Origin of the sequence: Streptomyces sp. NBC_01471, assembly GCF_041438865.1 — a bacterium.
Taxonomy (GTDB): domain Bacteria; phylum Actinomycetota; class Actinomycetes; order Streptomycetales; family Streptomycetaceae; genus Streptomyces.
Window position 1 is genome coordinate 5,231,039 of the sequence record NZ_CP109450.1, and the last position, 23,921, is coordinate 5,254,959.

Consider the following 23,921-nt stretch of genomic DNA (forward strand, 5'->3'; position numbering starts at 1 on the left):
TGTGCGGGGCCGGTGCGCCCCCGGTATCCGCCGGTACCGGACTGACGGCGACGGGCCCTGGCGGCACAATGGGCTCATGCCGATACCCAGCCGTGCCGAACTCGTCGACCACCTCGTCCGCACCCGGATCGCCGGAAACGTCGCCACGCCCCGCGACAACAACCTCTCCCACTACCGCAAGCTCTCCAACGGTGACCGGCACTTCTGGCTGGGGCTCGAACTCGGTGACCGCTGGTCCGACGAGCAGGACGTGCTCGCCGTGATGGCCGAGCGGTGCGGTGTCAGCGACGACCCGGAGCACCGGCAGGGCCAGGACACCATCGACCCGGAGCTGACGGTCGACGCCCTGGACCGGATGGCCGCCCGGCTGCGGAAGGCGGCCGAGGGCAGCGAGAGCGTGCTGTTCGCCACCGGACACCCCGGCGGGCTGCTCGACGTGCACCGGGCCACCGCGGACGCGCTGCGCGCGGCGGGCTGCGAGATCGTACGGATTCCGGGCGGGCTCAGCGCCGACGAGGGGATGGTCTTCCAGTTCGCCGACGTGGCGATGCTGGAGCGCGGCGCGACCCTCTGGCACACCCACTCGCCCGAGCCGATGCGGGCCATCCTCGACGGCCTGGAGCGCGCGGGCAGGCCGCTCCCCGACCTGGTCGTCGCCGACCACGGCTGGGCGGGCTGCGCGGGCCAGCGCGGACTGGACTCGATCGGCTACGCGGACTGCAACGACCCGGCGCTCTTCCTGGGTGAGGCCGAGGGAACCCTCCAGGTCACCGTCCCGCTCGACGACCACGTCACCGATCCGCGCTTCTACGACCCGATGACGGCGTACCTGCTGGACGCGGCAGGGCTGGGCTGACAGGCGGCGGGCCGGACCGGCCTCGGCGGGCCGGGCGCGACCCGCCGCGTCAGCGCGGGACCCGGATGACGCCCTCCTGGATCACCGTGACCGCCAGTTGCCCGTCCTGGGTGTAGATCCGGGCCTGCCCGAGACCGCGTCCGCCGGACGACGACGGGGACTCCTGGTCGTACAGCAGCCACTCGTCGGCCCGGAACGGGCGGTGGAACCACATCGCGTGGTCCAGGCTGGCGCCGACCACGTCCCCGACCGCCCAGCCGCCCCGCCCGTGGGCGAGCAGCACCGAGTCGAGCAGCGTCATGTCCGAGACGTACGTCGCGAGGCAGACGTGCAGCAGCGGGTCGTCCGCCAGCTTTCCGTTCGTACGGAACCAGACCTGCGAGCGCGGTTCGCGCGGGGTGCCGACGCTGCCGAACGGCGGGGCGTCCACGTACCGCAGATCGACCGCCGCACGGGCCTCGATCAGCCGGTCCACGACCCCCGGCTCCAGGAAGCTGTCCGCGTACCGGGGCAGCATCTCGGCGGCCGTCGGCAGCGTCTCCGGGTCGGGTGCGTCCGGCATCGCCGTCTGGTGGTCGAGCCCCTCCTCGTACGTCTGGAACGACGCCGAGAGATGGAAGATCGGCTGCCCGTGCTGGACGGCGACGACCCGGCGCGTGGTGAAGGAGCGGCCGTCCCGGATGCGGTCGACCGTGTACACGATCGGCGCGCCCGGGTCGCCGGGGCGCAGGAAGTACGCGTGCAGCGAGTGGGCCGTCCTGTCGTCCGGCACGGTGCGCCCGGCGGCGACCAGGGCCTGGGCGGCGACCTGGCCGCCGAAGACGCGCGGCACGACGGCGGAGCGGCTCAGGCCGCGGAAGATGTCCTGCTCGATCCGCTCCAGATCGAGCAGATCGAGCAGGGACTCAAGTGCCAGGTTCATAGCTGTATTTCTACAAGGTCGCTCTGCGGCGTATCTCCGGGTGCCTCTACAGACCCATGCTCTTGGCGATGATCATCTTCATGACCTCGCTGGTGCCGCCGTAGATCCGGTTGACCCGGTTGTCGGCGTACAGGCGGGCGATCGGGTACTCGTTCATGTAGCCGTAACCACCGTGCAGCTGGAGGCACTTGTCGATCACGCGGTGCGCGACCTCGGTGGTGAAGAGCTTCGCGGACGCGGCCTCGGCCGCCGACAGCTCGCCCAGGTCGTGCGCCTCCAGGGCGCGGTCGCAGACCGCCTCGGCCGCGTCCACCTCGGCCTTGCAGGCGGCCAGCTCGAACTTGGTGTTCTGGAAGGACGCGACGGTCTTGCCGAAGACCGTGCGGTCCTGGACGTACTCCTGCGCGAACCGGACGGCGGCGGCGGCCTGCGCGTACGCGCCCACCGCGATGCCGAGGCGCTCCTGCGGGAGGTTCTGCCCGAGGTAGGAGAAGCCCTTGTTCTCCTCGCCGAGCAGGTCGCCGACCGGGACCTTCACGTCGGTGAAGGAGAGCTCGGCGGTGTCGGAGGTCTTCAGGCCGAGCTTGTCGAGCTTGCGGCCGACCGCGTACCCCTCGGACTTGGTGTCGACGACGAGCAGCGATATGCCGTGCCGGCGGTCCTCGGGGGTCGGGGCGGCCGTGCGCGCGCAGACGATCACGCGGTCGGCGTGCACACCGCCGGTGATGAAGGTCTTGGCGCCGTTGAGCACGTAGTGCGTGCCGTCGTCCGAGAGCCTGGCGGTGGTCTTCATGCCGGCCAGGTCGGAACCGGTGCCCGGCTCGGTCATGGCGATGGCGTACATCGAGGCGCCGCTCACGAAGTCGGGGAGCCAGCGCTTCTTCTGCTCGTCGGTGGCGTACGCCTTCAGATACGGCAGGCAGAGCGCGACGTGCACGCCGGAACCGCCGAAGGAGACACCCGCGCGGGCGCACTCCTCGGAGATGATCGCCTGGAACTTGAAGGACTCCTCGCCCGCGCCGCCGAACTCCTCGGGCACCTCGATGCCGAAGATCCCCAGCTCGCCGAGCTTGTGGTAGAAGTCGCGCGGCGCCTGGCCGGCGGCCAGCCACTCGTCGTACACGGGCACGACCTCGGCCTCGATGAAGGCCCGGATGGTGTCCCGGAACGCCTCGTGGTCCTCGTTGTAAACGGTACGGCGCACGGAAGGCTCCTCTGCGGTTCTGGCGTGGCCCCGGGGTCCGGTCGACCCGGCAGGCCGCTCCTGCTAAGCGCTTGCTCAGTCGAAGTTACCGGGAGGTCACCGGGGCTGTCCAGGGTGAGCCTGAGCACGCTCGGGCAAGTGACGGCGCGGGCCGGGGGAGGGGCACGGTTCCTTGGCCCCCGCGTACGGGCGGACACCTCGCCACGGCCTGTCCGGCGGAACCCTCCCGGAGCGCGGGCTGCCGCGGCTGCCTGTCCGAACAGGCAGATCAAGGGATCGGCCGGGCAGAGTCGGGTGCCCGGGTATCGTCCCCGAGGCCCTTGCGGCGCGGTCGGCCCCCGCGAAAGGATGCCGATCACGCAGCATCAGCACTCGCTGCCGACAGAACCAGCCGGAAAGAGCGCAGCGTAGTAATGATCCGCGAAGTGGACGAGAGTCTCAGAATCGCACCCGACGGCGACTCGCCGACGGAATCCTGCCTCCAGGCGCCCGTACGCGCTCCCGCCCCGGGCCGGGCGGCCCGGCGTCCGGACGCGCGATGACAGCCCCGCAGGGCGGCGAGTCGGCCGACACCGGCACCGGCACCGCGTCCGATGCCCAGGACAGCTCCGCCGCGCACAGCACTTCCGACCACATTCCGGCCCGTCCCCTGCGCGACCGGCTCGCCGCCCAGCGTGAGCGGGTCGCCGCCCTGGTCCGCGAGCGGTCCGCCGATGACCCCACGGCCGACGACCCGCTGCGCGGGCTGTATCTGTCCAAGGACGCCGTACAGCACCTTCTGGAGAAGTCCGGTCCCGAACGGGAGGATTCCGCGGAGCGCGTCGTCGTCGCCCGGAGCGCGCCGCTCGGTCCCGCCGACCGGCTCGCCGGGCTGGCCGCGCGGATGGGGCTGACCGACCTGGAAGCCACGATCCTGCTGCTCGCGCTCGCCCCGGATCTCGACCGCGACTTCGAGCAGCTGTACGGCTACCTCAACAACGACGTCAGCCGCCGGCGGGCGACCGTCGGGCTGGTGCTCGACGTGTGCGGCCTGCCCGCCCTGGACGCCACAGCCCGCGACCTCTTCCATCCGACCGCGCCGCTCTCCTGGCTCGGTCTGGTGCGGGTCGAGGAACCGGACGCCCCCTTCCTCGGACGCACCCTGCGCGTACCCGACCGGCTGGCCGCCCACCTGATCGGTAACGACACCCCCGACGCCGCGCTGGAGGGGCATGTCCGCGCCCTGCGGCCCTCTCCCGCTGGAGCGGGTGACTCGCTGACGGGCAAGTTGGCCAAGCCCCTCGCCCAGCCCGACCCTCCGGTGATCTACCTGCGCGAGCGCCGGGAAGGCGACGGTCTGGCCTGCGCGGCCGCGGCCCTCACCGCCGCGGGCCGGCCCGCGCTGCACCTCACCACCGCGGCGGAGACCCGCTCACGGGAGACCGGCGAGCAGCGCGACAGCGGCGACGAACAGTCCAGCGGCGGTACGCACACCCACAGCCCGGTGCAGCAACTGCTGCTTGAGGCCCGGCTGCGCGGCTCCGCGATCGTGGTGTACCCGCTGCCGGAGCAGCCGGCCGACCTGATCCGCTCGCTCGACGCAGGTGACGTGCCGGTGATCCTCATCGGAGCGACGCCGTACGACCCTCAGTGGTGCGATCCCGACCCGCTCGTCCTGGACGCACCCAGTTCGACTTCGGACACGGTGGGGCTCTGGGCCGCCGCCCTCGGAGTGGAGTCGGCGCAGGACCTGGGCTTCGATCTGGCCGGGACGGTCGCCACCTACCGGCTGGGCGGCGACCGGATTCGCCGGGCCGCCCACTCGGCGCTGGACCTCGCCGCTCTGGACGACACCGATGTGACGGCCGAGCACCTGCGACTGGCCGCCCGGCAGCAGTCCGCGTCGGGGCTGGAACGGCACGCCCGCCGGATCATGCCGGCCGTCGGCTGGAACGACCTGGTCCTGCCGAAGGCTCCACTGGAGCATCTGCACGAGCTGGCCCAGCGCGCCCGGCACCGTGAACGAGTGCTCGGGGACTGGCAGTTGAGTGCCGGGGGAGGCCGGGGCCGCGGCGTCCTCGCGATGTTCGCCGGGGAGTCCGGCACCGGGAAGACGCTCTCCGCGGAAGTGATCGCCGCCGACCTCGGCCTGGACCTCTACGTCGTGCAGCTCTCGTCCGTGGTGGACAAGTACGTCGGTGAGACGGAGAAGAACCTGGAGCGGATCTTCAGCGAGGCCGACCGCACCGACGCCGTGCTCCTCTTCGACGAGGCCGACGCCGTGTTCGGGAAGCGCTCCGACGTGAAGGACGCCCACGACCGGTACGCCAACCTCGAAAGCGCCTACCTGCTGCAACGCCTGGAGTCGTTCAGCGGCATCGCCCTGCTCACCACCAACCTGCGCGCCAACATCGACGACGCCTTCACCCGCAGGCTGGACCTGGTGGTCGACTTCCCCTTCCCGGACGAGGACCAGCGGCTGGCCCTGTGGCGGCACAGCCTGGCCCACGTTCCGTGCGCGGACGACATCGACCCGGCACCGTGCGCCCGGGACTTCGAGCTGGCCGGCGGCTCGATCCGCAGCGCCGTGGTGACCGCCGCCTACGCCGCGGCCACCCGCGGCGGTTCTGTCACCTCGGACGACCTGCTGGTCGGTGCGCGGAGGGAGTACCGCAAGGCCGGGCGCCTGGTCGTGGGCGACGCCGGCTGGTGAGCCGTACTGGCTGCTGCACTCCCGGCCGGGGAATCCTGACGCTGCTGTACGGCTCTCAAGCAGGCGAAGTACGCTGCCAGGACTGATTGTTCGAGATCCCCCATCGCAGAGGCCACTTCATGCACTCTCATGCAGGCCCGGCAGGGGATGCCGACTGGACCAAGGCCAAAGGGTCAGTACGGCGTCCCTCGCAGGCGTTCTCTCCCCCCACTCGTGCCAACGATGCGGCACAGGCCGCCGCGACCCTGGCGCACCCCTCCGCCGCGTCGATGGGCGTCCTCCAGCGCAGCATCGGCAACGCCGGTCTCACCGCTGCTCTGAACAGGGGGCGAGGCGGCACCACCAGCACGACGGGTGCCAACGCCCCGACGGTGCAGCGTGCCGGTGGCAGCCGGAGGAGCAGTCGCTCCTACTACGAGGAGCCGCCCGAGTACGACTACACGGACGTGAGCTACATCGACCGTGACTACCTGGGACGCCAGCCCACCCGGAGGCACCCCTCCCAGAACAGTGTGATGAACAACCGCTCGGCGGCCCGTCACATGCGGGACGCCGGCGTACACCCGGGCGGCCCGGTGTCCCACCTGCACCTCGCAGCCGCCTACAGCCACGGTGACCCGGTGTACGGCACACCTCAGCGGGCATCGAACCTGGCCCCCGGGACCGACGGCACGAACCTCTCGCACCGCCGCTACGAGTACGCCAACTCGGGGCACCAGGCGCCCATGGTGGATGTCCCTGGAAGCCCCCCGAGCTACCAGAGCTCGCGGGTCCCGCGGTACGCCACCCCGGTCGATATGCACGGAATTCCGATCACGCAAGCCGGTATGAGCCGACGGGTCGGCCGAACCAGCATCTACCGTGACATGGAATATTCCATGAGGTCGCCCCATGAGCCCCTGAACAGCGAACCGTTCTCGGCCAGGCTCGATCCCTTCGACACCCGATCGGCCGCGGAGCGCGAACGGCGGGGCGAGCTCCCGCACACCAACGAAATCCGCAGGCAGGCGCAGTACGCCGCGGCGCGTCAGGTGGTGTCGGGACTGGACGCCGGTGTGGTTCCGGAGTACGACGACTGGGAGCAGGACCGTTTGAGGCGCAGGAGTTCGCGCAGTTCGCGCAGCCCTTCCCTGAGCCCGGCCCCCCGGCCGCGGTACCGGCGCCGGGACAGCGACGACTGGTAAAGCCCGGCACACCCCGGCCGGTCCGCTCGCGGCCCTACGGCTGCGCGCGGACCGGCCGGATCCGCCGCCTTCCACCCGCGTCGCGGTGACATGCCGAGGGTCAGGGGCGCTCTAACCCTTCAGCGCTGTGATGAACGATGCCCATCCGGCTGCGGGGAAGACCAGCGCCGGGCCGTGAGGCGCCTTGGAGTCGCGTACGGGGACGCCGGAGGGGTGGTTGTCCAGGACCTCTACGCAGCTGCCGCCTTCGCTGTTGCTGTACGACGACTTGCGCCAGCCGTTCAGCGAGGCGGAGTTCGGAATGGCTTGGTCAGTCATGGTGCCCATAGTCCTCTGCTGTTGCTCTCAAGAGTGCCTGAGACTCCTTCAGCGGGAGTGCATCGCTCAGTGCAAGATCGTAGCGGCCGGTCAGCTCGCGGACCATGGACGGGGAGTCGTGCACCTTTCCCATGCGCAGGCCTTCGCCGTACGCCACGGGTGGCTGGTCCTCGAACCACATCAACGTAAGCATGCCCTCCATCAGCGGGTGGAAGCCCAGCTCGAAAGGCACCACATGGACGCGCACGCGTCCCCTCTCGGTCAGCCGAACCATGTGCGTGATCTGCTCCGCCATGATCTCCCGGCTGCCGACGACGCGTCGCAGCACTGACTCGTCGATCAGTGCCCAGACGACGGGAAGCACGGGGCCCTCCAATACTTTGGCCCGCTCAAGTCGTGTGACGACGAGCCGGTCACACTCCTCTTCGCTCAGGGGAGGGTATGACGAGCCCAGAACCGCACGTGCGTATCTCTCCGTCTGGAGGATGCCGGGCACGAATGACAAGGCGAACTCGCGGACTTCGGTGGCTTGTTGTTCGAGATGCAGCGCCGCCTCGAAATAGTCGGCGACCGCCGTATCGTCCTCCGGCAGGAAACTGCTCAGCACGTCCCCCGTGCCCAGTGCCCTGTCCAGTCGCCGCGCGTCCTCCTTCGACGGAATCCGCCGCCCCGCCTCGATGTGCGAGATGTGCGAGCGGGTCATGAGCGCCGCGTCGGCCAGCTCCTGCTGTGTCATCCCCGCCGCTTCGCGCTGCGCCTTCAACCACTCGCCGTACCGATTTCCCATCGCCAACTCCCGTGCGACAAAAGCCGTGTCACCACCCAACCTCTGGCGAGCCTAGCCCTTCCCGTCTCACGCTGTGAGTGGATCGCTACCCAGCGCAATTCTCGGCCGTCGACGCACAGGAGCCGCCACATGATCGACCAGACGTCAGGAGTGGGGAGGCTGCTCCCGTGGGCCGGCCCGGAAGGCAAGCCCTGCTACCTCTTCGGGGACGGGACCGGGTATGTCTCCCGTTACGCGGACAACGTCGAGGGCGTGCAGCTCGACATGGCAGACGAACTGCTCGATCACGTCGCCGACATGGCCGGCGACCAGGAGGTCACCTCGGTACAGCTCCGCTATGTGGTGGCGCGCCTGGCCGAGTCGCTGCGCGACCTGCACCGGATCGCCCGGAGCCGGGGCGCGCGGCTGGATGCCTGCGGGTGTGGTGCGGGCGGCCCTGACCAGTCGGAGACCTGACGGTGGTCGATCAGCCAGCTGATCGACCACCGGTGAGTACGTCCCGCGGATCGATTGCTCACCCCCGCCCCAGCGCGAACCACAGTTCCGTCCGTACGTCCATGTCGTCCAGGTCCGAGCCGAGCAGTGCCGCGCAGCGGCCGATGCGCTGGCGGACCGTGTTGCGGTGGATGTTCAGGGCCACTGCCGTGCGGTCCCAACTGCCGTGCAGCGCGAGCCAGGTGCGCAGCGTTTCCAGGAGTGCGGCGGGCGGCGGGTCGCCGAGCGGGGCGAGCAGGGCGCGGGCGTGGGCCGCCGCCTCGGCCGGGTCCAGGAGGGCGGCCAGGCCCGTCGTGCTGTGCCGGGACAGCGGGGTGCGGGTCGCCTCCGCGTGGCGCAGGGCCCGGCCGGCCTGGGCGTCGGCAGCCGGGAGGTCCCGCAGCTCGGCCGGGGCGCTCACCCCGAGGGTCCAGCCGGGGTGGCGGGCGATCTCGCGGTCGGCGGGCAGCAGGATCCGTACGGTGTCGGCCGACGCGTCCACCAGCGGGCTGCCCAGCGCGGGCGGGGTCCCCGTGCCGTGCGCGTGCACCACCGTCCAGGGGGCCGCGCCGAGCAGCGGCGCCACGTCGGCGGGCGCGGCGCCGAGCAGCAGCCGGACCAGCGCGGCGGAGCGCGCCGCCTCGTCGGCGCCCTGCCGGGGGGCGGTGAGCAGCGAGAGCAGGACGACGGCGACCCCGGCGATGGTGTGGTCGCCCGGTTCGCGGGCCGGGGTGGTGACGCCGAGCACCAGCCCTTCGCCGCCCGCCACCGCGTAGGCCGCGAGGTGGGCGGCGCCCGCCGTGTCGGTGGCGGACGCGGGGGCCGAACGGTGCCCCGCCGGGCTGCCGCCCGGTGCCCCGGGCCGTACGACCCGGGCGAGTGCCGCCAGCGCCGCACGGGCCTCGCGCGCCCCGGGTTCCGGTTCGCGTCCCGCCGCCTGGAGCGCCGTCCCGTCCGCCGCGAGCAGCACCGCCCGGCCGCCGAGCCGGGTGGCCAGCTGGCGCAGCACCGCCGGCACCGGGTCGGGGCGGGCGGCGGCCACCGCCAGGCCCTGCTGGGCCTGGGACACCCGGCGCAGCTCGTGGTGGCGGGCCTCCGCCATCAGGCCCCACACCGCGCGGGCCACCGCAGTGAAGGGGGTCCTGGTCGGCACCTCCAGCAGGGGCAGGCCGTGGCGGTCGCACGCGACGGCCAGCGCCTCCGGCACCGTGTCGTACACCGGCGCGAGCCCGAAGCCGAGCGCGGCCCCGCCCGCCGCGACGATGCGCGCCGCGTACCGGTCGGGGTCCTCGGCGAGCTGTACTCCGGCGGTCAGCAGCAGTTCACCGCCGAGCAGATACGGATACGGGTCGGCCATCTCGCTCGTGTGCACCCAGTGCACCCCGGCCCCGCCTCCTTCTCCGGCCGCAGGGCCCGCGACCTGGCGCAGTCCGAGGTCCCGGCGGGCGAGCAGGGCCGACAGCTGGACGGGAGAGGTGGGGGGAGCGGCAGGGTCCGGCATGGATGTTCCATCCATCGGGGGAGGGGTTCAGTGGAGGGAACGTACACTTCAACGGCGCTTTCCGGCCACCTAGGGTCAACGTTCGAAAGCAGTCGGACGCAGGTGGCAGAGGCCGAAGAGAAGGAGGGCGCATGGCAGTCGACTACGCGGTGATCGTGGCCTATCTGGCGGGCATGCTCGCCATGGGCTGGTGGGGCATGCGCCGCGCCAAGTCCAAGTCCGAGTTCCTGGTGGCGGGCCGCAGGCTCGGCCCCGCCATGTACTCCGGGACCATGGCCGCGATCGTGCTCGGCGGCGCCTCCACCATCGGCGGTGTGGGCCTCGGGTACCAGTACGGGCTCTCCGGCGCCTGGATGGTCTTCACCATCGGCCTGGGGCTCCTCGCGCTCAGCATCTTCTTCTCCGGGCGCATCGCCCGGCTGAAGGTCTACACCGTCTCCGAGATGCTCGACCTGCGCTACGGCGGCAGGGCCGGGGTCATCTCCGGCGTCGTCATGTGGGCGTACACGCTGATGCTCGCCGTCACCTCGACCATCGCCTACGCCACGATCTTCGACGTCCTCTTCGACATGAACCGGACCGTGTCGATCATCATCGGCGGTGCGATCGTCGTCGCGTACTCGACGCTCGGCGGCATGTGGTCGATCACCCTCACCGACATGGTGCAGTTCGTCGTCAAGACGATCGGAGTGCTGCTCCTGCTGCTGCCGATCGCGATCGTCAAGGCCGGCGGCTTCTCCGAGATGAAGGCCAAGCTGCCCACCTCGTACTTCGACCCGCTGGGCATCGGCGGCGAGACGATCTTCACGTACGTCCTGATCTACACCTTCGGCATGCTCATCGGGCAGGACATCTGGCAGCGGGTCTTCACCGCGCGCAGCGACAAGGTCGCCCGGCTCGGCGGCACGGTCGCCGGTACGTACTGCCTGGTGTACGCGGTCGCCGGGGCCGTCATCGGGACGGCCGCCAAGGTCATGTACCCGAAGCTGCCCAGCTCCGACGCCGCCTTCGCCACCATCGTGAAGGACGAACTGCCCATCGGCGTACGGGGACTGGTCCTCGCCGCCGCACTGGCCGCGGTGATGTCCACCTCGTCCGGGGCGCTGATCGCCTGCGCCACCGTCGCCAACAACGACATCTGGTCGCGGCTGCGCGGGATACGGGGCGGCGGGAGCGCCCGGGGCGACGACCACGACGAGGTGCGCGGCAACCGGGCCTTCATCCTCGCCATGGGTGTCCTGGTCATCTGTATCGCCATCGCCCTGAACAACGTCGTCGAAGCGCTCACCGTCGCGTACAACCTGCTGGTCGGCGGGTTGCTGGTGCCGATCCTCGGCGGCCTGCTGTGGAAGCGCGGCACGGTGCAGGGTGCGCTGGCGTCCGTCGCGGCGGGCGGGCTCGTCGTCCTGGGCCTGATGGCGGCGTACGGAGCCCTCGCCAACGAGCCCATCTACTACGGGCTGCTCTGCTCCCTGGTCGTGTACGTCGTCGTGTCGCTGGCCACCAGGCCGACGGACGCGGCGGTGCTCGCCGCCTGGCGGGAGCGGCTGGCCGGGCGGGACGGATCCGGCGCGGAAGCCGTCCCCGCCCCCGGGACCGCCTCCGGATCGGACTCCGTACCGGCCCCTCGTTAGAGTTCCCCCGTGCCGAAAAAGCGCCGAACACGCTTCAAAAGCGCGGAACACGCTTAAAAAGCGCCGAAAAACAGAGAAGAAGGGCACACCCATGAGCAGCACCGAACAGCCGCGCGGCCCCGTCGATTCCTCCCGCGTCCCCCGGTACGCCGGCCCCGCGACCTTCGCCAGGCTGCCCCGGCTCGACGAGGTCGGCACCGCCGACGTGGCGGTCGTCGGTGTGCCCTTCGACTCCGGTGTCTCCTACCGGCCCGGCGCCCGCTTCGGCGGCAACGCCATCCGCGAGGCGTCCCGGCTGCTGCGCCCGTACAACCCGGCGCAGGACGCGTCGCCGTTCGCGCTGGCGCAGGTCGCCGACGCGGGCGACATCGCGGCCAACCCGTTCAACATCAACGAGGCCGTCGACACCATCGAGGCCGCCGCCGACGACCTGCTCTCCACCGGCGCCCGGCTGATGACGCTCGGCGGCGACCACACGATCGCGCTGCCGCTGCTGCGCTCGGTCGCCAAGCAGCACGGCCCGGTCGCACTGCTCCACTTCGACGCGCACCTGGACACCTGGGACACCTACTTCGGAGCCGAGTACACCCACGGCACGCCGTTCCGCCGGGCCGTCGAGGAAGGCATCCTCGACACGTCCGCGCTCTCCCACGTCGGCACGCGCGGCCCGCTCTACGGCAAGAAGGACCTGGACGACGACGCGAAGATGGGCTTCGGCATCGTCTCGTCGGCCGACGTCATGCGGCGTGGGGTCGACGAGATCACCGACCAGCTCCGCCAGCGCATCGGCAGCCGGCCGCTGTACATCTCCATCGACATCGACGTGCTGGACCCGGCGCACGCGCCCGGCACGGGCACCCCGGAGGCGGGCGGCCTGACCTCCCGTGAACTCCTGGAGATCGTCCGCGGCCTCTCCTCCTGCCACCTGGTCTCGGCCGACCTGGTCGAGGTCGCACCGGCGTACGATCACGCCGAGATCACCTCCGTCGCCGCGTCCCACACGGCGTACGAACTCACCACGATCATGTCGCGCCAGATTGCCGAGGCCCGGGCGAAGTGACCCACGACCACCACCACGAGACCCCGCGGCTCACCGCCGAGCAGACCGCGGCCGCGCTGAACCCCCCGGCGGGGCGCAACGGCGGCGACCTCGTCGTCGAAACCCTCCAGGGCCTGGGCGCCACCACCGTCTTCGGGCTGCCCGGACAGCACGCGCTCGGCATGTTCGACGCGCTGCGCCGCTCCGCGCTCTCGTACGTGGGGCTGCGCGTCGAGAACAACGCGGGCTTCGCCGCCGACGCGTACGGCCGGATCACCGGCGAGGTGGCCCCGCTGCTGCTCTCCACCGGTCCCGGCGCGCTGACCTCGCTCGCCGCGCTCCAGGAGGCGGCGGCGGCCAGCGCCCCCGTGCTCGCCGTCTCCAGCCAGGTCCCGACGGCCGGGCTCGGCGGCGGCCGGCACGGCTATCTGCACGAACTCCGCGACCAGAAGGCGTCGTTCCGCGACATCGTGAAGTCCGTGCACACCGTGCGCACCGCGTCCCAGATCCCCTCCGCCATCGCGGCGGCCTGGGAGTCCGCGCTGACCGCGCCGCACGGCCCGGTCTGGGTGGAGATCCCGCAGGACGTCCTGCTCGCGGAGACGGCCCTGCCGCCGGTGACCGCGCTGGACGCGACCCCGCGCGAGCTGGAGCCCCGCCCCGAACTGACCGCGGTGGCAGCCCACTTGCTCTCGCACGCCGAGCGCCCGGTGATCATCGCGGGCGGTGGTGTCGTACGGTCCGACGCGGCCGGGAAGCTGCTCGCGCTCGCCGAACGCCTGGACGCCCCGGTCGTCTGCACCGTCGGCGGGAAGGGCGCGTTCCCCTGGGAGCACCCGCTCTCGCTCCAGTCCTGGATGGAGGACCGGCACACCACGGACTTCCTGGAGGCGGCCGATGTCCTGCTGGTCGTCGGCTCCGGACTCGGTGAACTCTCCTCGAACTACCACACGTTCAAGCCGCGCGGCCGGGTCGTCCAGATCGAGGCGGACCTCGGCAAGCTGGAGTCCAACCACCCGGCGCTCGGCATCCACGCGGACGCCCGTATCGCGCTGTCCGCCCTGCTCGAAACGGTGGAGGAGCGCACGGACCCGGGCGCGGCCGACGCCGTACGCACCGTCCTCGCGAAGGTCGGCGAGCGGATCGCCGGCCAGGACCTGGACCGCGAACAGCAGATCCTGGCCTCGGTCAGGGCCGCGCTGCCGGAGACGTCCCCGAGCTTCTGGGACATGACGATCCTCGCCTACTGGGCCTGGTCCGCCTGGCCCGGCGCCCTGCACTCCGCCCAGGGCGCGGGCGGCCTCGGCTACGGCTTCCCGGCCGCGCTGGGCGCGGCGGTCGCCGACCCGACGACACCGGTCCTCGCGGTGTCGGGCGACGGCGGCGCGATGTACTCGATCGCGGAACTGGCCACGGCCAGGCAGTACGGGCTGCCGGTCACCTGGCTGATCGTGGACGACGGCGGCTACGGCATCCTGCGCGAGTACATGGAGGACGCCTTCGGCGAGGCCACCGCCACGGAACTCACCCGCCCGGACTTCGTCGCCCTGGCCGAGTCCTTCGGGGTCCCGGCGCTGCGGACGACCCCGGAGACACTGACCGATGACCTGGCCAGGTCGCTGGCGGAGCCGGGCCCTTCGGTGGTCGTGCTGCCGGCGGTGCTGAAGATGTTCGCGCCCACGCACCTGGGCTGAGGCGGACCCGGCCCCGCCCGGTCCAGGTGCGGGGCCGCGGTTCAGGCGGCGGTCGTACGCGCCCTGAACGCGACGTTGGACAGCGGGACGAGGCAGGACGACCGCTCCGGTCCTGGGCGGCCCTTCCTCCATCCCGGACCTACGTCCGCAGACCGGCCCCCTACGTCCTTCGGACCGGCTTCCGCCCCCGATTGTTGCCGCGGGATGAAATCCCCAGGTCGCCGCGTTGGATCCTTCCGGTGGTATGAGACAACGGGAGGCACCAGTGGCGGACGCCGCGCAACAGGACAGCGTGCAGCAGGGCGGTGCGCGGCAGGACCCGGAGCAGGACGGTGCGCGGGAGGCCGCGGCCGGGGAGGCGCGGCGGCAGGGCTGGGCGAGACGGCTCACCGGGTATGCCTGGCGGTACCGGCGCAATGTGCTGCTGGCCCTCGGGTCGTCGCTCGCCGGGATGGCCGTCATGGCGCTCGTCCCGCTGGTCACCAAGGTGATCATCGATGACGTCATCGGCAATGGCACCCGCTCCCTCGCCGTCTGGACGGGGCTGCTGATCGGCGCCGCCGTCGTCGTGTACGTCCTCACCTACGTCAGGCGCTACTACGGCGGGCGCCTCGCCCTCGACGTCCAGCACGACCTCCGTACCGAGATGTACGGGACGATCATGAAGCTGGACGGCCGCCGTCAGGACGAGCTGTCCACCGGGCAGGTCATCGGCCGCGCCACCAGCGACCTCCAGCTCATCCAGGGGCTGCTCTTCATGCTGCCGATGACCCTCGGCAACGTGCTGCTCTTCCTGATCTCGCTGGGCATCATGGCCTGGCTCTCCCCGCTCCTGACGCTGATCGCCGTGGCCGTGGCACCTGCCCTGTGGATCATCGCCAAGCGCAGCAGGGCGCGGCTCTTCCCCGCCACCTGGTACGCCCAGGGGCAGGCCGCCGCCGTCGCGGGCGTCGTCGACGGAGCCGTCACCGGGGTCCGTGTGGTGAAGGGATTCGGCCAGGAGGACCAGGAGACCGGCAAGCTCCGCACGGTCAGCCGCAGGCTCTTCGCCGGGCGGCTGCGCACCATCAAGCTGAACTCCCGCTACACGCCCGCGCTCCAGGCCGTCCCCGCGCTCGGGCAGGTCGCGATGCTGGCGCTCGGCGGCTGGCTGGCCACCCGGGGCGAGATCACCCTCGGGACGTTCGTCGCCTTCTCGTCCTACCTGGCCCAGCTCGTCGGCCCGGTCCGGATGCTCGCCATGGTGCTCACCGTGGGCCAGCAGGCCCGCGCGGGCGTCGAACGCGTCCTGGAGCTCATCGACACCGAGCCGTCCATCGCGGACGGCACGAAGACGCTCCCGGCGGACGCCGAGGCCACCGTCGAGTTCGACGGTGTCTCCTTCGGGTACACCGAGGACCGGCCCGTGCTCGACGGCTTCTCGCTGACCATCGCGCCGGGCGAGACCGTCGCCGTCGTCGGCTCGTCCGGCAGCGGCAAGTCCACCGTCTCGCTGCTCCTGCCACGCTTCTACGACGTCTCGCACGGCGCGGTCCTCATCGGAGGCCATGACGTGCGCGAGCTGACCCTGGAATCGCTGCGGTCCGCCATCGGCCTGGTGCCCGAGGACAGCTTCCTCTTCTCCGACACCGTCCGCGCCAACATCGCCTACGGCTTCCCCGACGCCACCGACGAGCAGGTCCGCACCGCGGCGCGCGCCGCCCAGGCCGACCGCTTCATCGCCGAGCTGCCCGACGGATACGACACCACCGTCGGCGAGCACGGCCTCACCCTCTCCGGAGGCCAGCGCCAGCGCGTCGCGCTCGCCCGCGCCATCCTCACCGACCCCAGGCTGCTCCTCCTGGACGACGCCACATCCGCCGTGGACGCCCGCGTCGAGCACGAGATCCACGAGGCGCTGCGCGGGGTGATGGCGGGCCGGACCACCCTGCTCATCGCGCACCGCCGCTCCACCCTCAACCTCGCCGACCGCATCGCGGTCATAGAAGGGGGCCGGCTCGCCGACGTCGGTACGCACGCGGAGCTGGAGGAGCGCTCGGCGCTCTACCGGCAGCTGCTGACCGACCCGGACGAGCTGGGCGGCGTCTCGCCCGGCCACACCGGGCCCGCCGCGGACGAGCCGGAGGACACCTCCGTACGCGCCGAGCTGGACGCCGAGTTCGACGTCGAGCGGGGCATCACCCCGCCGCTCTGGGTCCGCAACGACAACCCGGCCGCCGCGACCGGCGCCGGACCCGGCGGCGCCGACCGCGACCCCGCGCCCGGCGGGATGCCCGCGACGCCCGAACTCCTCGCCCAGGTCGCGGCGTTGCCGCCCGCCACGGACACCCCGGACGTGGACGAGGCGCACGCCGTCGCGGCCGAGACCTCGTACGGGCTGCGCCGGCTGCTGCGCGGCTTCGGGCCCGTCCTGCTCATCAGCCTGTTCCTCGTCGCGGTCGACGCGGGCATGGGACTGCTCCTGCCCGTGCTGATCCGGCACGGCATCGACCAGGGCGTCACCAGGCTCGCCACCGGCGCGGTGTGGACGGCGGCCGGGCTCGGGCTGGTCACCGTGGCCGTCCAGTGGCTGGCGCAGACCGGCGAGACCCGGATGACCGGACGCACCGGCGAGCGCGTCCTCTACACGCTGCGTCTGAAGATCTTCGCGCAGCTCCAGCGGCTCGGCCTCGACTACTACGAGCGCGAGCTGACCGGCCGGATCATGACGCGGATGACCACGGACGTGGACGCGCTCTCCACCTTCCTGCAGACCGGCCTGGTCACCGCGTTCGTCTCGGTCGTCACCTTCTTCGGCATCCTCGTGGTGCTGTTCGTGCTCGATGTGCAGCTGGCACTGGTCGTCTTCGCGACGCTGCCGTTCCTGGCCGTCGCCACGTACTTCTTCCGCAAGAAGAGCGTCCAGGCGTACGAGCTGGCGCGCGAGCGGGTCTCCGTCGTCAACGCCGACCTCCAGGAGTCCGTCTCCGGGCTGCGGATCGTGCAGGCGTTCCGCCGCGAGTCCACCGGCGCGGGCCGCTTCTCGGGCCGCAGCGACCACTACCGGCAGGCGCGGGTGCGCGGCCAGTGGCTGATCTCGGTCTACTTCCCGTTCGTCCAGCTGCTGTCGTCGGTGGCCGCGGCCTCCGTGCTGATCGTCGGCTCCCACCGGGTCGAGGCCGGCACCCTCACCACGGGCGCCCTGGTCGCGTACCTCCTGTACATCGACCTGTTCTTCGCCCCCGTGCAGCAGCTCTCCCAGGTCTTCGACGGGTACCAGCAGGCCACCGTCTCGCTCAAGCGCATCCAGGAGCTCCTCACCGAGCCCACGTCGACCGAGGCGAGCGCGGTACCGCTGGAGGTCACCTCGCTGCGCGGCGAGATCGCCTTCGAGGGCGTCTCGTTCGCGTACGGACCGGCCGATGCGGCCGAGACGGCGCTGAGCGGCATCGATCTGCGGATCCCCGCCGGGCAGACGGTCGCCTTCGTCGGGGAGACCGGCGCGGGCAAGTCCACGCTGGTCAAGCTGGTCGCGCGGTTCTACGACCCGACAGCGGGCCGGGTCACGGCCGACGGTACCGATCTGCGGGACATGGACATGACGTCCTACCGGCACCGGCTCGGAGTCGTCCCGCAGGAGGCGTACCTCTTCGCGGGTACGGTCCGCGACGCCATCGCCTACGGGCGGGCGGACGCCACTGACGCCGAGGTCGAGGCGGCGGCGCGGGCGGTCGGCGCGCACGACATGATCGCGACCCTGGAGGGCGGCTACCTCCACGAGGTGGCCGAGCGCGGCCGCAACCTGTCGGCCGGCCAGCGGCAGCTGATCGCGCTGGCCCGCGCCGAGCTGGTCGACCCGGACATCCTGCTGCTCGACGAGGCGACGGCCGCGCTCGACCTGGCGTCCGAGGCGCAGGTCAACCAGGCCACGGACCGGATCGCCGGGCGGCGGACCACGCTGGTGGTCGCCCACCGGCTGACCACCGCGGCGCGGGCGGACCGGGTGGTGGTGATGGACCACGGCCGGGTGATCGAGGACGGCACGCACGAGGAGCTGCTCACCCTGGACGGCAGCTACGCACGGCTGTGGCGGACCTTCGTGGGGGAGCCGGCGGAAGCGGTCGCGTAGCAGGGGCCCACCGGGCCGGTGCGAAGGGGACCTCATGAGATCACTGTGAGTACGGGATGAGAGCGTTACCGGGGGCACACGTCTGCCGTCGGGCAACTTTTTCTCCCGTTCGGCCCTCTTCTCTACCGGGATGTGCAGCCCCGACAGCGCACACACCGGAAGCGGGAGCTGAGATACGGTGCCGACGATCAGCCAGCGGATGCACTTGGTGCTGCTCACCGTCTGGACGGTGCTGTGGTTCGCCGTGGTGGAGCCGCACGGCGGCTTCTCCTGGCACTATCTGCACACCGGCGGCGAGCTGATCTACCAGGGCGGCGGCGGCACCGGCGGCCTCAACCTCTACGCCCACCACCCCGAGCTCCAGATGGGGCCGGTGAGCTTCCTCGTCGCCGGGCTGTTCAACCCGTTCCCCGAGGCCACCGGACAGTTCCTCGCCGCCGCGCTGATGTCCCTGCTCGGCCTGGTCATCGTCGTGCTGGCCGGGCGCAGCGCCGCGCACCATCTGCTCGGCACCGGCACCAACCACCAGCGGCTGCGCCAGCGGGTGCTGATCGCCGGGCTCGCCTTCATCCCCATGTGGATCGAGGTCGCGGTCCGCTTCGGACACCTGGACGACGTGCTCGCGCTGTTCTTCACCGCGCTCGCGGTCCGGGCCGTCACCCGGGGCAACCCTGCCGCCACCGGCGCGTTTCTCGCCCTCGCGATGGACTCCAAACCGACCGCGCTGGCCTTCCTCCCGCTGCTGCTGGCCCTTCCCCGGCGGCACTGGCTGCGGGCCGCCCTGTGGTGCGCGGGGCTGCTGGCGGTCGCCTGGCTGCCGTTCTTCGTCGGCGACCCGCAGTCCTTCGCCGCGGCCAAGTTCGCCATCCCCAACCATCCGGCGTCCGCTCTGCGCTGGCTCGGGGTCGGCGACCCGGAGACTCCCGGCTGGGACCGCCCCGCGCAGGCCGCGCTCGGCCTGGTGCTCGGCACGGTGGCGGTCTGGCGGGGCCGCTGGCCCGCGGTGGTCCTGCTCGGTGCCAACGCCCGCATCGTGCTCGACCCGAGCGTCTACACGTACTACACGGCGTCGGTGCTGCTCGGCACGCTGCTGTGGGACGTCATCGGACAGCGCCGGCTGGTGCCGTGGTGGAGCTGGCTGGCACTGCTGACGCTGTACGGCAGTGTCTTCGTCGTCCCGGACGACGCGGCGCGCGGCCTGCTGCGGCTGGCGTTCGTGGCGCTGTCCACGGCGTACGTGCTGCTGTGGCCGGTCCGCGAGCGGGGCGGCCGGGGCGGAGTCCGCGGCCGGCGCCGCGCCCGCGCCGGGGCTCCGCTGGTGGACTCGGGCCCGTAGGCGCGCTGCTGCCCGGAGGGCCCGTTCCGCGCCCCTCGGTGACCGTCCGCACGGTTCCTCCCCTGGACCATGGGACCCCGGCCACGAGCCTGGACCACGGGCCCCTGACCACCGCCCCGGACCACAGGCGGTGGCACGGATTACGCCGAACCTGTCACCATCTGTCCGCTTCTGCGGTGCAACCAGCGGACTGCCCCATGCGTCCGTACACACATACGCCCGCACGGCCGAAGGGGAAGAAGTGTTCGAGTTGCGGCGAAAGCCGGAGTCCGGGCCGGGGCTCACGCCGGTGGTCACACCCGTGCGCGGATCCGCCCGTGGCGCGGGGGCCGCCCGCTGGGCCGCAGGTCTCACGGCGGTGGCCGCGGTGGCGCTCGCCCTGGTGGGGCCGGGTGCCCACCCGGCGAGCGCCGCGTCCGGGTGCCCCGGCCACCAGGTCAGGGCCGTGGGCTTCGCCACCGGTCAGCTGCGGGTCTACCGGAGCGGCCAGTACGTCTGCGCCGTCACCCTCGCCAGGAAGCCGGGCGCCAGGAGGCAGATGTCCGTCGAGCTCCAGGCGCGCGGGGCCAGGCCGGTCGCCGACAAGGGGCGTTTCACCCGTCTGGCGGGGCCGGTGAAGGTCCGTGCGTCGCACCGCTGTGTCCGGGCCGTGGGCGCGGTCTCCGGCAGGAAAGGGGACTCCGGCTGGTTCCTGTGCTGAGCGGATGATCTCCCCCGATGGTCAACTGGGTCTGGCGTGCCTGGTGTTACCCCGGCTAGGTTCGCGGCTACTCGTTGTGATCCCCAGGGGAGGGCTGAATGCGCAAGGCGCTCAGATGGCTGCTCGCGTTCGTGGTGCTCATAGGTACCTTGAGTGCGGCGGGGGCATCGGCCGGTGCGGCCACCGCCGCGGTACCGGACACCCCGGACATCAAGGCCCGGATCCTCGCGATCCCCGGCATGAGTCTTATCGAGGAGAAGCCCTACGCGGGCTACCGCTTCTTCGTTCTCCAGTACGCCCAGCCCATCGACCACCGGCACCCGTCGAAGGGCACCTTCAACCAGCGTTTCACCCTGCTCCACAAGGACACCAGCCGGCCGACGGTCCTGTACACCGGCGGGTACAACGTCTCCACCACACCCAGCCGCACCGAGCCGACCCGCATCGTCGACGGCAATCAGGTGTCACTGGAGTACCGCTACTTCACGCCGTCCCGGCCGCAGCCCGCCGACTGGTCCAAGCTGGACATCTGGCAGGCCGCCAGCGACCAGCACCGGCTGTTCACGGCGCTCAAGAGGATCTACACCCGGAACTGGCTGACCACCGGCGGCTCCAAGGGCGGCATGACCGCCACCTACTACGAGCGCTACTACCCGAAGGACATGGACGGGGTCGTCGCGTACGTCGCGCCGAACGACGTCGTCAACGACGAGGACTCGGCGTACGACCGGTTCCTCAGCACCGTCGGCACCAAGGAGTGCCGCGACCGGCTGGAGGGCGTCCAGCGCGAGGCGCTCATCCGCCGCGGGCCGCTGGAGGAGAAGTACGCCCAGTACGCGAAGGACAACGGCTACACCTTCACCACCGTCGGGTCGCTCGACAAGGCGTACGAGGCCGTGGTGCTCGACTACATCTGGGGCTTCTGGCAGTACAGCCTGCTCGCCGACTGCGACACCGTCCCCGCCGACGCCCCGCACGCCACCGACCAGGAGATCTGGGACTCCGTCGACACGATCTCCGGGTTCTCCTTCTACACCGACCAGGGACTTGAGACGTACACGCCGTACTACTACCAGGCGGGCACCCAGCTCGGCTCGCCGGACATCAAGCAGCCCTGGCTCGGCAGGCTGAGCCGCTACGGCTACCAGCCGCCGCGCCACTTCGTCCCCAGCTCCATCCCGATGCACTTCCAGCCGGGCGTGATGGCCGACGTGGACAACTGGGTGAAGCACCACGCCGACCACATGCTGTACGTGTACGGGCAGAACGACCCCTGGGGCGCCGAGCGCTTCAGTGTCGGGAAGCACCCGCACGACAGCTATGTCTACACCGCGCCCGGGATGAACCACGGCGCGAACGTCGACGGCCTCGCCCCCGCCGAGAAGGCGAAGGCCACCGCACGCATCCTGGCCTGGGCCGGGGTCGCCCCGGCGGCGGTGCAGGCCGACCCGCAGCGGGCCAAGCCGCTCGCCCCGTACGACGCGACGCTCGACCGCAGGAGCCTGGAGCGCGAGCCGTCGCTGCGGCCGTGACACCGGCACCGGCCGTCAACCGGGCTGTCGCTGAAGCAGGTTGAGCTGTGCCCGCCGCGAAACACCGCGGCGGGCACAGCCTCTGCCGGGGGGTCAGTACGTCAGGCCGTGCCCCACCGGGTACAGCACCTTCGTGGGATCGTCCGCGCGCTGGACGGGCACCGGCAGCAGGCCGCGCGGCGAGACCCGGCCCGCGATCACCCGTGCGGCCGCCCGGAGTTCGACATCCGTCCAGCTGTACGTGGCGAGCGCGGCCCGGACGCCGGGGAGCTGGGCGATGTCGTACGGATTGCGGACCGCGATCTGCACCACCGGGACCCCGGTCGCGACCAGGGCCGCCACCAGCTTGGTCTGTGCGTCGCCGGCGACCACGTCGTAGGTGCCGACGATCACCGCGTCCTTGCCCGCTGCCGCGGCCACCGCGCTGTCGATCAGCGCGGCGGTGGGCGCGGTACCGGTCGGGAGCACCGCGGTGGTGAAGCCCAGACCGGTCAGCTCCTTGCCGAGCACGGTGGTGGGCGGCCCCGTCGTCCCCGTGGGTGACGCGGGGTCGGGGCCGACGACCAGCAGACTCCGGGCGCGGCGCCGGGAGAGCGGCAGCAGCCGGTCCGTGTTCACCAGCAGGGTGGTGGTCCGCTCGGCGATCAGGTCGGCCGACACGAGATGGGACCGGATGCCGACCGTCCGGTCCACCCGGACCCCGGCCACGTACGGGCTGCTGAAGAGCGCGCGCCGCTCCTTGAGCCGCAGGATCCGCAGGATCGATTCGTCCAGCCGCTCCTCGGTGAGCTCCCCGCTCCGCACCGCGCCGAGCACCGCCTTCCACGCGGTGGCGAGGTCCGGCGGGTTCAGCAGCTGGTCGACGCCGGCCTTGAGCGCCAGCACCGGCACCCGGTCGTCGCCGTACTTGTCCCGTACGCCCTGCATCCCCAGCGAGTCGGTGACGACGACGCCGTCGTACCCCAGCTCCTCGCGGAGGATGCCGGTGAGGATCGGCTGCGACAGGGTGGCCGGATCGTTGCTCGGATCCAGTGCGGGGAACTGGATGTGCGCCGTCATGATCGCGTCGATCCCGGCCGCGACGGCCGCCTTGAAGGGCGGCGCGTCGATGCGCTCCCACTCCTCGCGGGTGTGGGTGATGACCGGGATCCCGGTGTGGCTGTCGACCGCGGTGTCGCCGTGGCCGGGGAAGTGCTTGGCGGTGGCGGCGACCTGAGAGCTCTGATACCCCTGCACCTCGGCGGCGACCAGCCGGGCCACGGCGGCCGGTTCCGAGCCGAAGGAGCGCACTCCGATGACCGGGTTGGCGGGGTTCACGTTGACGTCGGCGTCCGTCGAGTAGTCCTGCCGGATGCCGATCGCCCGCAGCTCGGCCCCGGAGATCCGGCCGACCGTACGGACGTCCTCGCGCGAGCGCCCCGCGCCGAGCGCCATCGCGCCGGGGAAGAGGGCGGCCGGGTAGCCGACCCGGCAGACGATGCCGTGCTCCTGGTCGGTGGCGATCAGCAGCGGTACGGGGGTGGGCTGGGCGAGACCGGCGCGCTGGATGCCGTTGGAGAGGGCGGCGATCTGGTGCGGGTCGCGGGTGTTGTGCGCCCAGCTGAAGTAGATGATGCCGCCGACGTGGTACTTGGCGATCAGCTCGGCGGCGGTGCGGACACCGATCTCTTTCAGGTTGGCGTCGATGTCGGCCTGGTCGGGTGCGGTGGCGGAGTGTCCGTACACCCGCATCACGAAGAGCTGGCCGACCTTCTCCTCGATGCTCATGCGGCCGATGAGCTTCTTGAGCTGCCGGTCGTGACCACTGGGGTCGGGACCGGGGCGGTGGGGATCGGCGTGGGCGGTGACGCCCGTGGCTGCTGCGGCGACCGCGGCTGCGGTAGCGATGAGCAGAGAGCGTCTGGAGGTGCGGAACTGCACTGGTGCCCCTTCCGGCCATG

The 23,921-nt window shown here is 71.6% G+C and carries 17 protein-coding genes; 11 read left to right on the forward strand and 6 right to left on the reverse strand.

Annotation, left to right across the window (positions count from 1 at the left end; genetic code table 11):
* Positions 1–76: 76 nt before the first annotated feature.
* Entirely contained in the window at positions 77–856 is a 780-nt protein-coding gene (locus tag OG285_RS23475; protein ID WP_356833783.1) for a phosphatase, read from the forward strand.
* A 49-nt stretch (positions 857–905) separates the two neighbouring features.
* Here OG285_RS23475 and OG285_RS23480 read toward each other — a convergent pair whose 3' ends face one another.
* Together OG285_RS23480 and OG285_RS23485 are read right to left on the reverse strand one after the other, a co-directional pair.
* Entirely contained in the window at positions 906–1,778 is an 873-nt protein-coding gene (locus OG285_RS23480) for an acyl-CoA thioesterase II (protein WP_356833785.1), read from the reverse strand.
* 46 nt (positions 1,779–1,824) lie between these two features.
* A complete protein-coding gene (locus OG285_RS23485) occupies positions 1,825–2,982 on the reverse strand; it encodes an acyl-CoA dehydrogenase family protein (protein WP_356833787.1) in 1,158 nt (385 codons plus the stop codon).
* A 538-nt stretch (positions 2,983–3,520) separates the two neighbouring features.
* Between OG285_RS23485 and OG285_RS23490 the strand changes: the two genes are divergently transcribed.
* Together OG285_RS23490 and OG285_RS23495 are read left to right on the forward strand one after the other, a co-directional pair.
* Positions 3,521–5,674, forward strand: a complete 2,154-nt coding sequence (locus OG285_RS23490) for an ATP-binding protein (protein WP_371792108.1) — start codon at positions 3,521–3,523, stop codon at positions 5,672–5,674.
* Between the two features lie 119 nt (positions 5,675–5,793).
* The gene (locus tag OG285_RS23495; protein WP_371792109.1) at positions 5,794–6,858 is read left to right on the forward strand and encodes a hypothetical protein; all 1,065 of its coding nucleotides are present in this window, start codon (positions 5,794–5,796) and stop codon (positions 6,856–6,858) included.
* Positions 6,859–6,969: 111 nt separating this feature from the next.
* Here OG285_RS23495 and OG285_RS23500 read toward each other — a convergent pair whose 3' ends face one another.
* Both OG285_RS23500 and OG285_RS23505 read right to left on the reverse strand, forming a co-directional pair.
* Complete coding sequence (locus OG285_RS23500; protein WP_371792110.1) at positions 6,970–7,176, reverse strand: DUF397 domain-containing protein; 207 nt, start codon at positions 7,174–7,176, stop codon at positions 6,970–6,972.
* A complete protein-coding gene (locus tag OG285_RS23505) occupies positions 7,169–7,963 on the reverse strand; it encodes a helix-turn-helix transcriptional regulator (RefSeq protein WP_356833795.1) in 795 nt (264 codons plus the stop codon). The genes OG285_RS23500 and OG285_RS23505 overlap by 8 nt, the downstream gene beginning before the upstream one ends.
* 129 nt (positions 7,964–8,092) lie before the next feature.
* Here OG285_RS23505 and OG285_RS23510 point away from each other — a divergent pair, with 129 nt between their 5' ends.
* On the forward strand, positions 8,093–8,419 hold the full coding sequence (locus tag OG285_RS23510; RefSeq protein WP_371792111.1) for a hypothetical protein: 327 nt from the start codon (positions 8,093–8,095) through the stop codon (positions 8,417–8,419).
* Positions 8,420–8,477: 58 nt separating this feature from the next.
* Here OG285_RS23510 and OG285_RS23515 read toward each other — a convergent pair whose 3' ends face one another.
* A complete protein-coding gene (locus OG285_RS23515) occupies positions 8,478–9,938 on the reverse strand; it encodes a PucR family transcriptional regulator (protein WP_371792112.1) in 1,461 nt (486 codons plus the stop codon).
* A gap of 131 nt (positions 9,939–10,069) precedes the next feature.
* On the opposite strand from OG285_RS23515, the gene OG285_RS23520 reads away from it, so the two are divergent.
* From OG285_RS23520 to OG285_RS23550, 7 genes are all read left to right on the forward strand, one after another.
* Complete coding sequence (locus tag OG285_RS23520; RefSeq protein WP_371792113.1) at positions 10,070–11,572, forward strand: sodium:solute symporter; 1,503 nt, start codon at positions 10,070–10,072, stop codon at positions 11,570–11,572.
* A 91-nt stretch (positions 11,573–11,663) separates the two neighbouring features.
* Positions 11,664–12,632, forward strand: a complete 969-nt coding sequence (gene speB / locus OG285_RS23525) for an agmatinase (protein ID WP_328377097.1) — start codon at positions 11,664–11,666, stop codon at positions 12,630–12,632.
* Positions 12,629–14,305, forward strand: a complete 1,677-nt coding sequence (locus OG285_RS23530) for a thiamine pyrophosphate-binding protein (RefSeq protein WP_371792114.1) — start codon at positions 12,629–12,631, stop codon at positions 14,303–14,305. Before speB ends, OG285_RS23530 begins: the two co-directional genes overlap by 4 nt.
* Positions 14,306–14,549: 244 nt before the next feature.
* The gene (locus tag OG285_RS23535; RefSeq protein WP_356833805.1) at positions 14,550–18,413 is read left to right on the forward strand and encodes an ABC transporter ATP-binding protein; all 3,864 of its coding nucleotides are present in this window, start codon (positions 14,550–14,552) and stop codon (positions 18,411–18,413) included.
* Positions 18,414–18,591: 178 nt separating this feature from the next.
* The gene (locus OG285_RS23540) at positions 18,592–19,749 is read left to right on the forward strand and encodes a hypothetical protein (RefSeq protein WP_371792115.1); all 1,158 of its coding nucleotides are present in this window, start codon (positions 18,592–18,594) and stop codon (positions 19,747–19,749) included.
* 250 nt (positions 19,750–19,999) lie between these two features.
* Positions 20,000–20,449 carry a hypothetical protein gene (locus OG285_RS23545; RefSeq protein WP_371793593.1) on the forward strand — a complete coding sequence of 150 codons (450 nt, stop codon included), beginning with the start codon at positions 20,000–20,002 and terminating at the stop codon, positions 20,447–20,449.
* 98 nt (positions 20,450–20,547) lie between these two features.
* The gene (locus tag OG285_RS23550) at positions 20,548–21,981 is read left to right on the forward strand and encodes a S28 family serine protease (RefSeq protein WP_371792116.1); all 1,434 of its coding nucleotides are present in this window, start codon (positions 20,548–20,550) and stop codon (positions 21,979–21,981) included.
* Between the two features lie 93 nt (positions 21,982–22,074).
* Here the strand turns inward: OG285_RS23550 and OG285_RS23555 are convergent, their stop codons facing one another.
* Positions 22,075–23,901 (reverse strand): glycoside hydrolase family 3 protein, encoded by a 1,827-nt coding sequence (locus OG285_RS23555; RefSeq protein ID WP_371792117.1) that lies wholly within the window; start codon positions 23,899–23,901, stop codon positions 22,075–22,077.
* Positions 23,902–23,921: the final 20 nt, after the last annotated feature.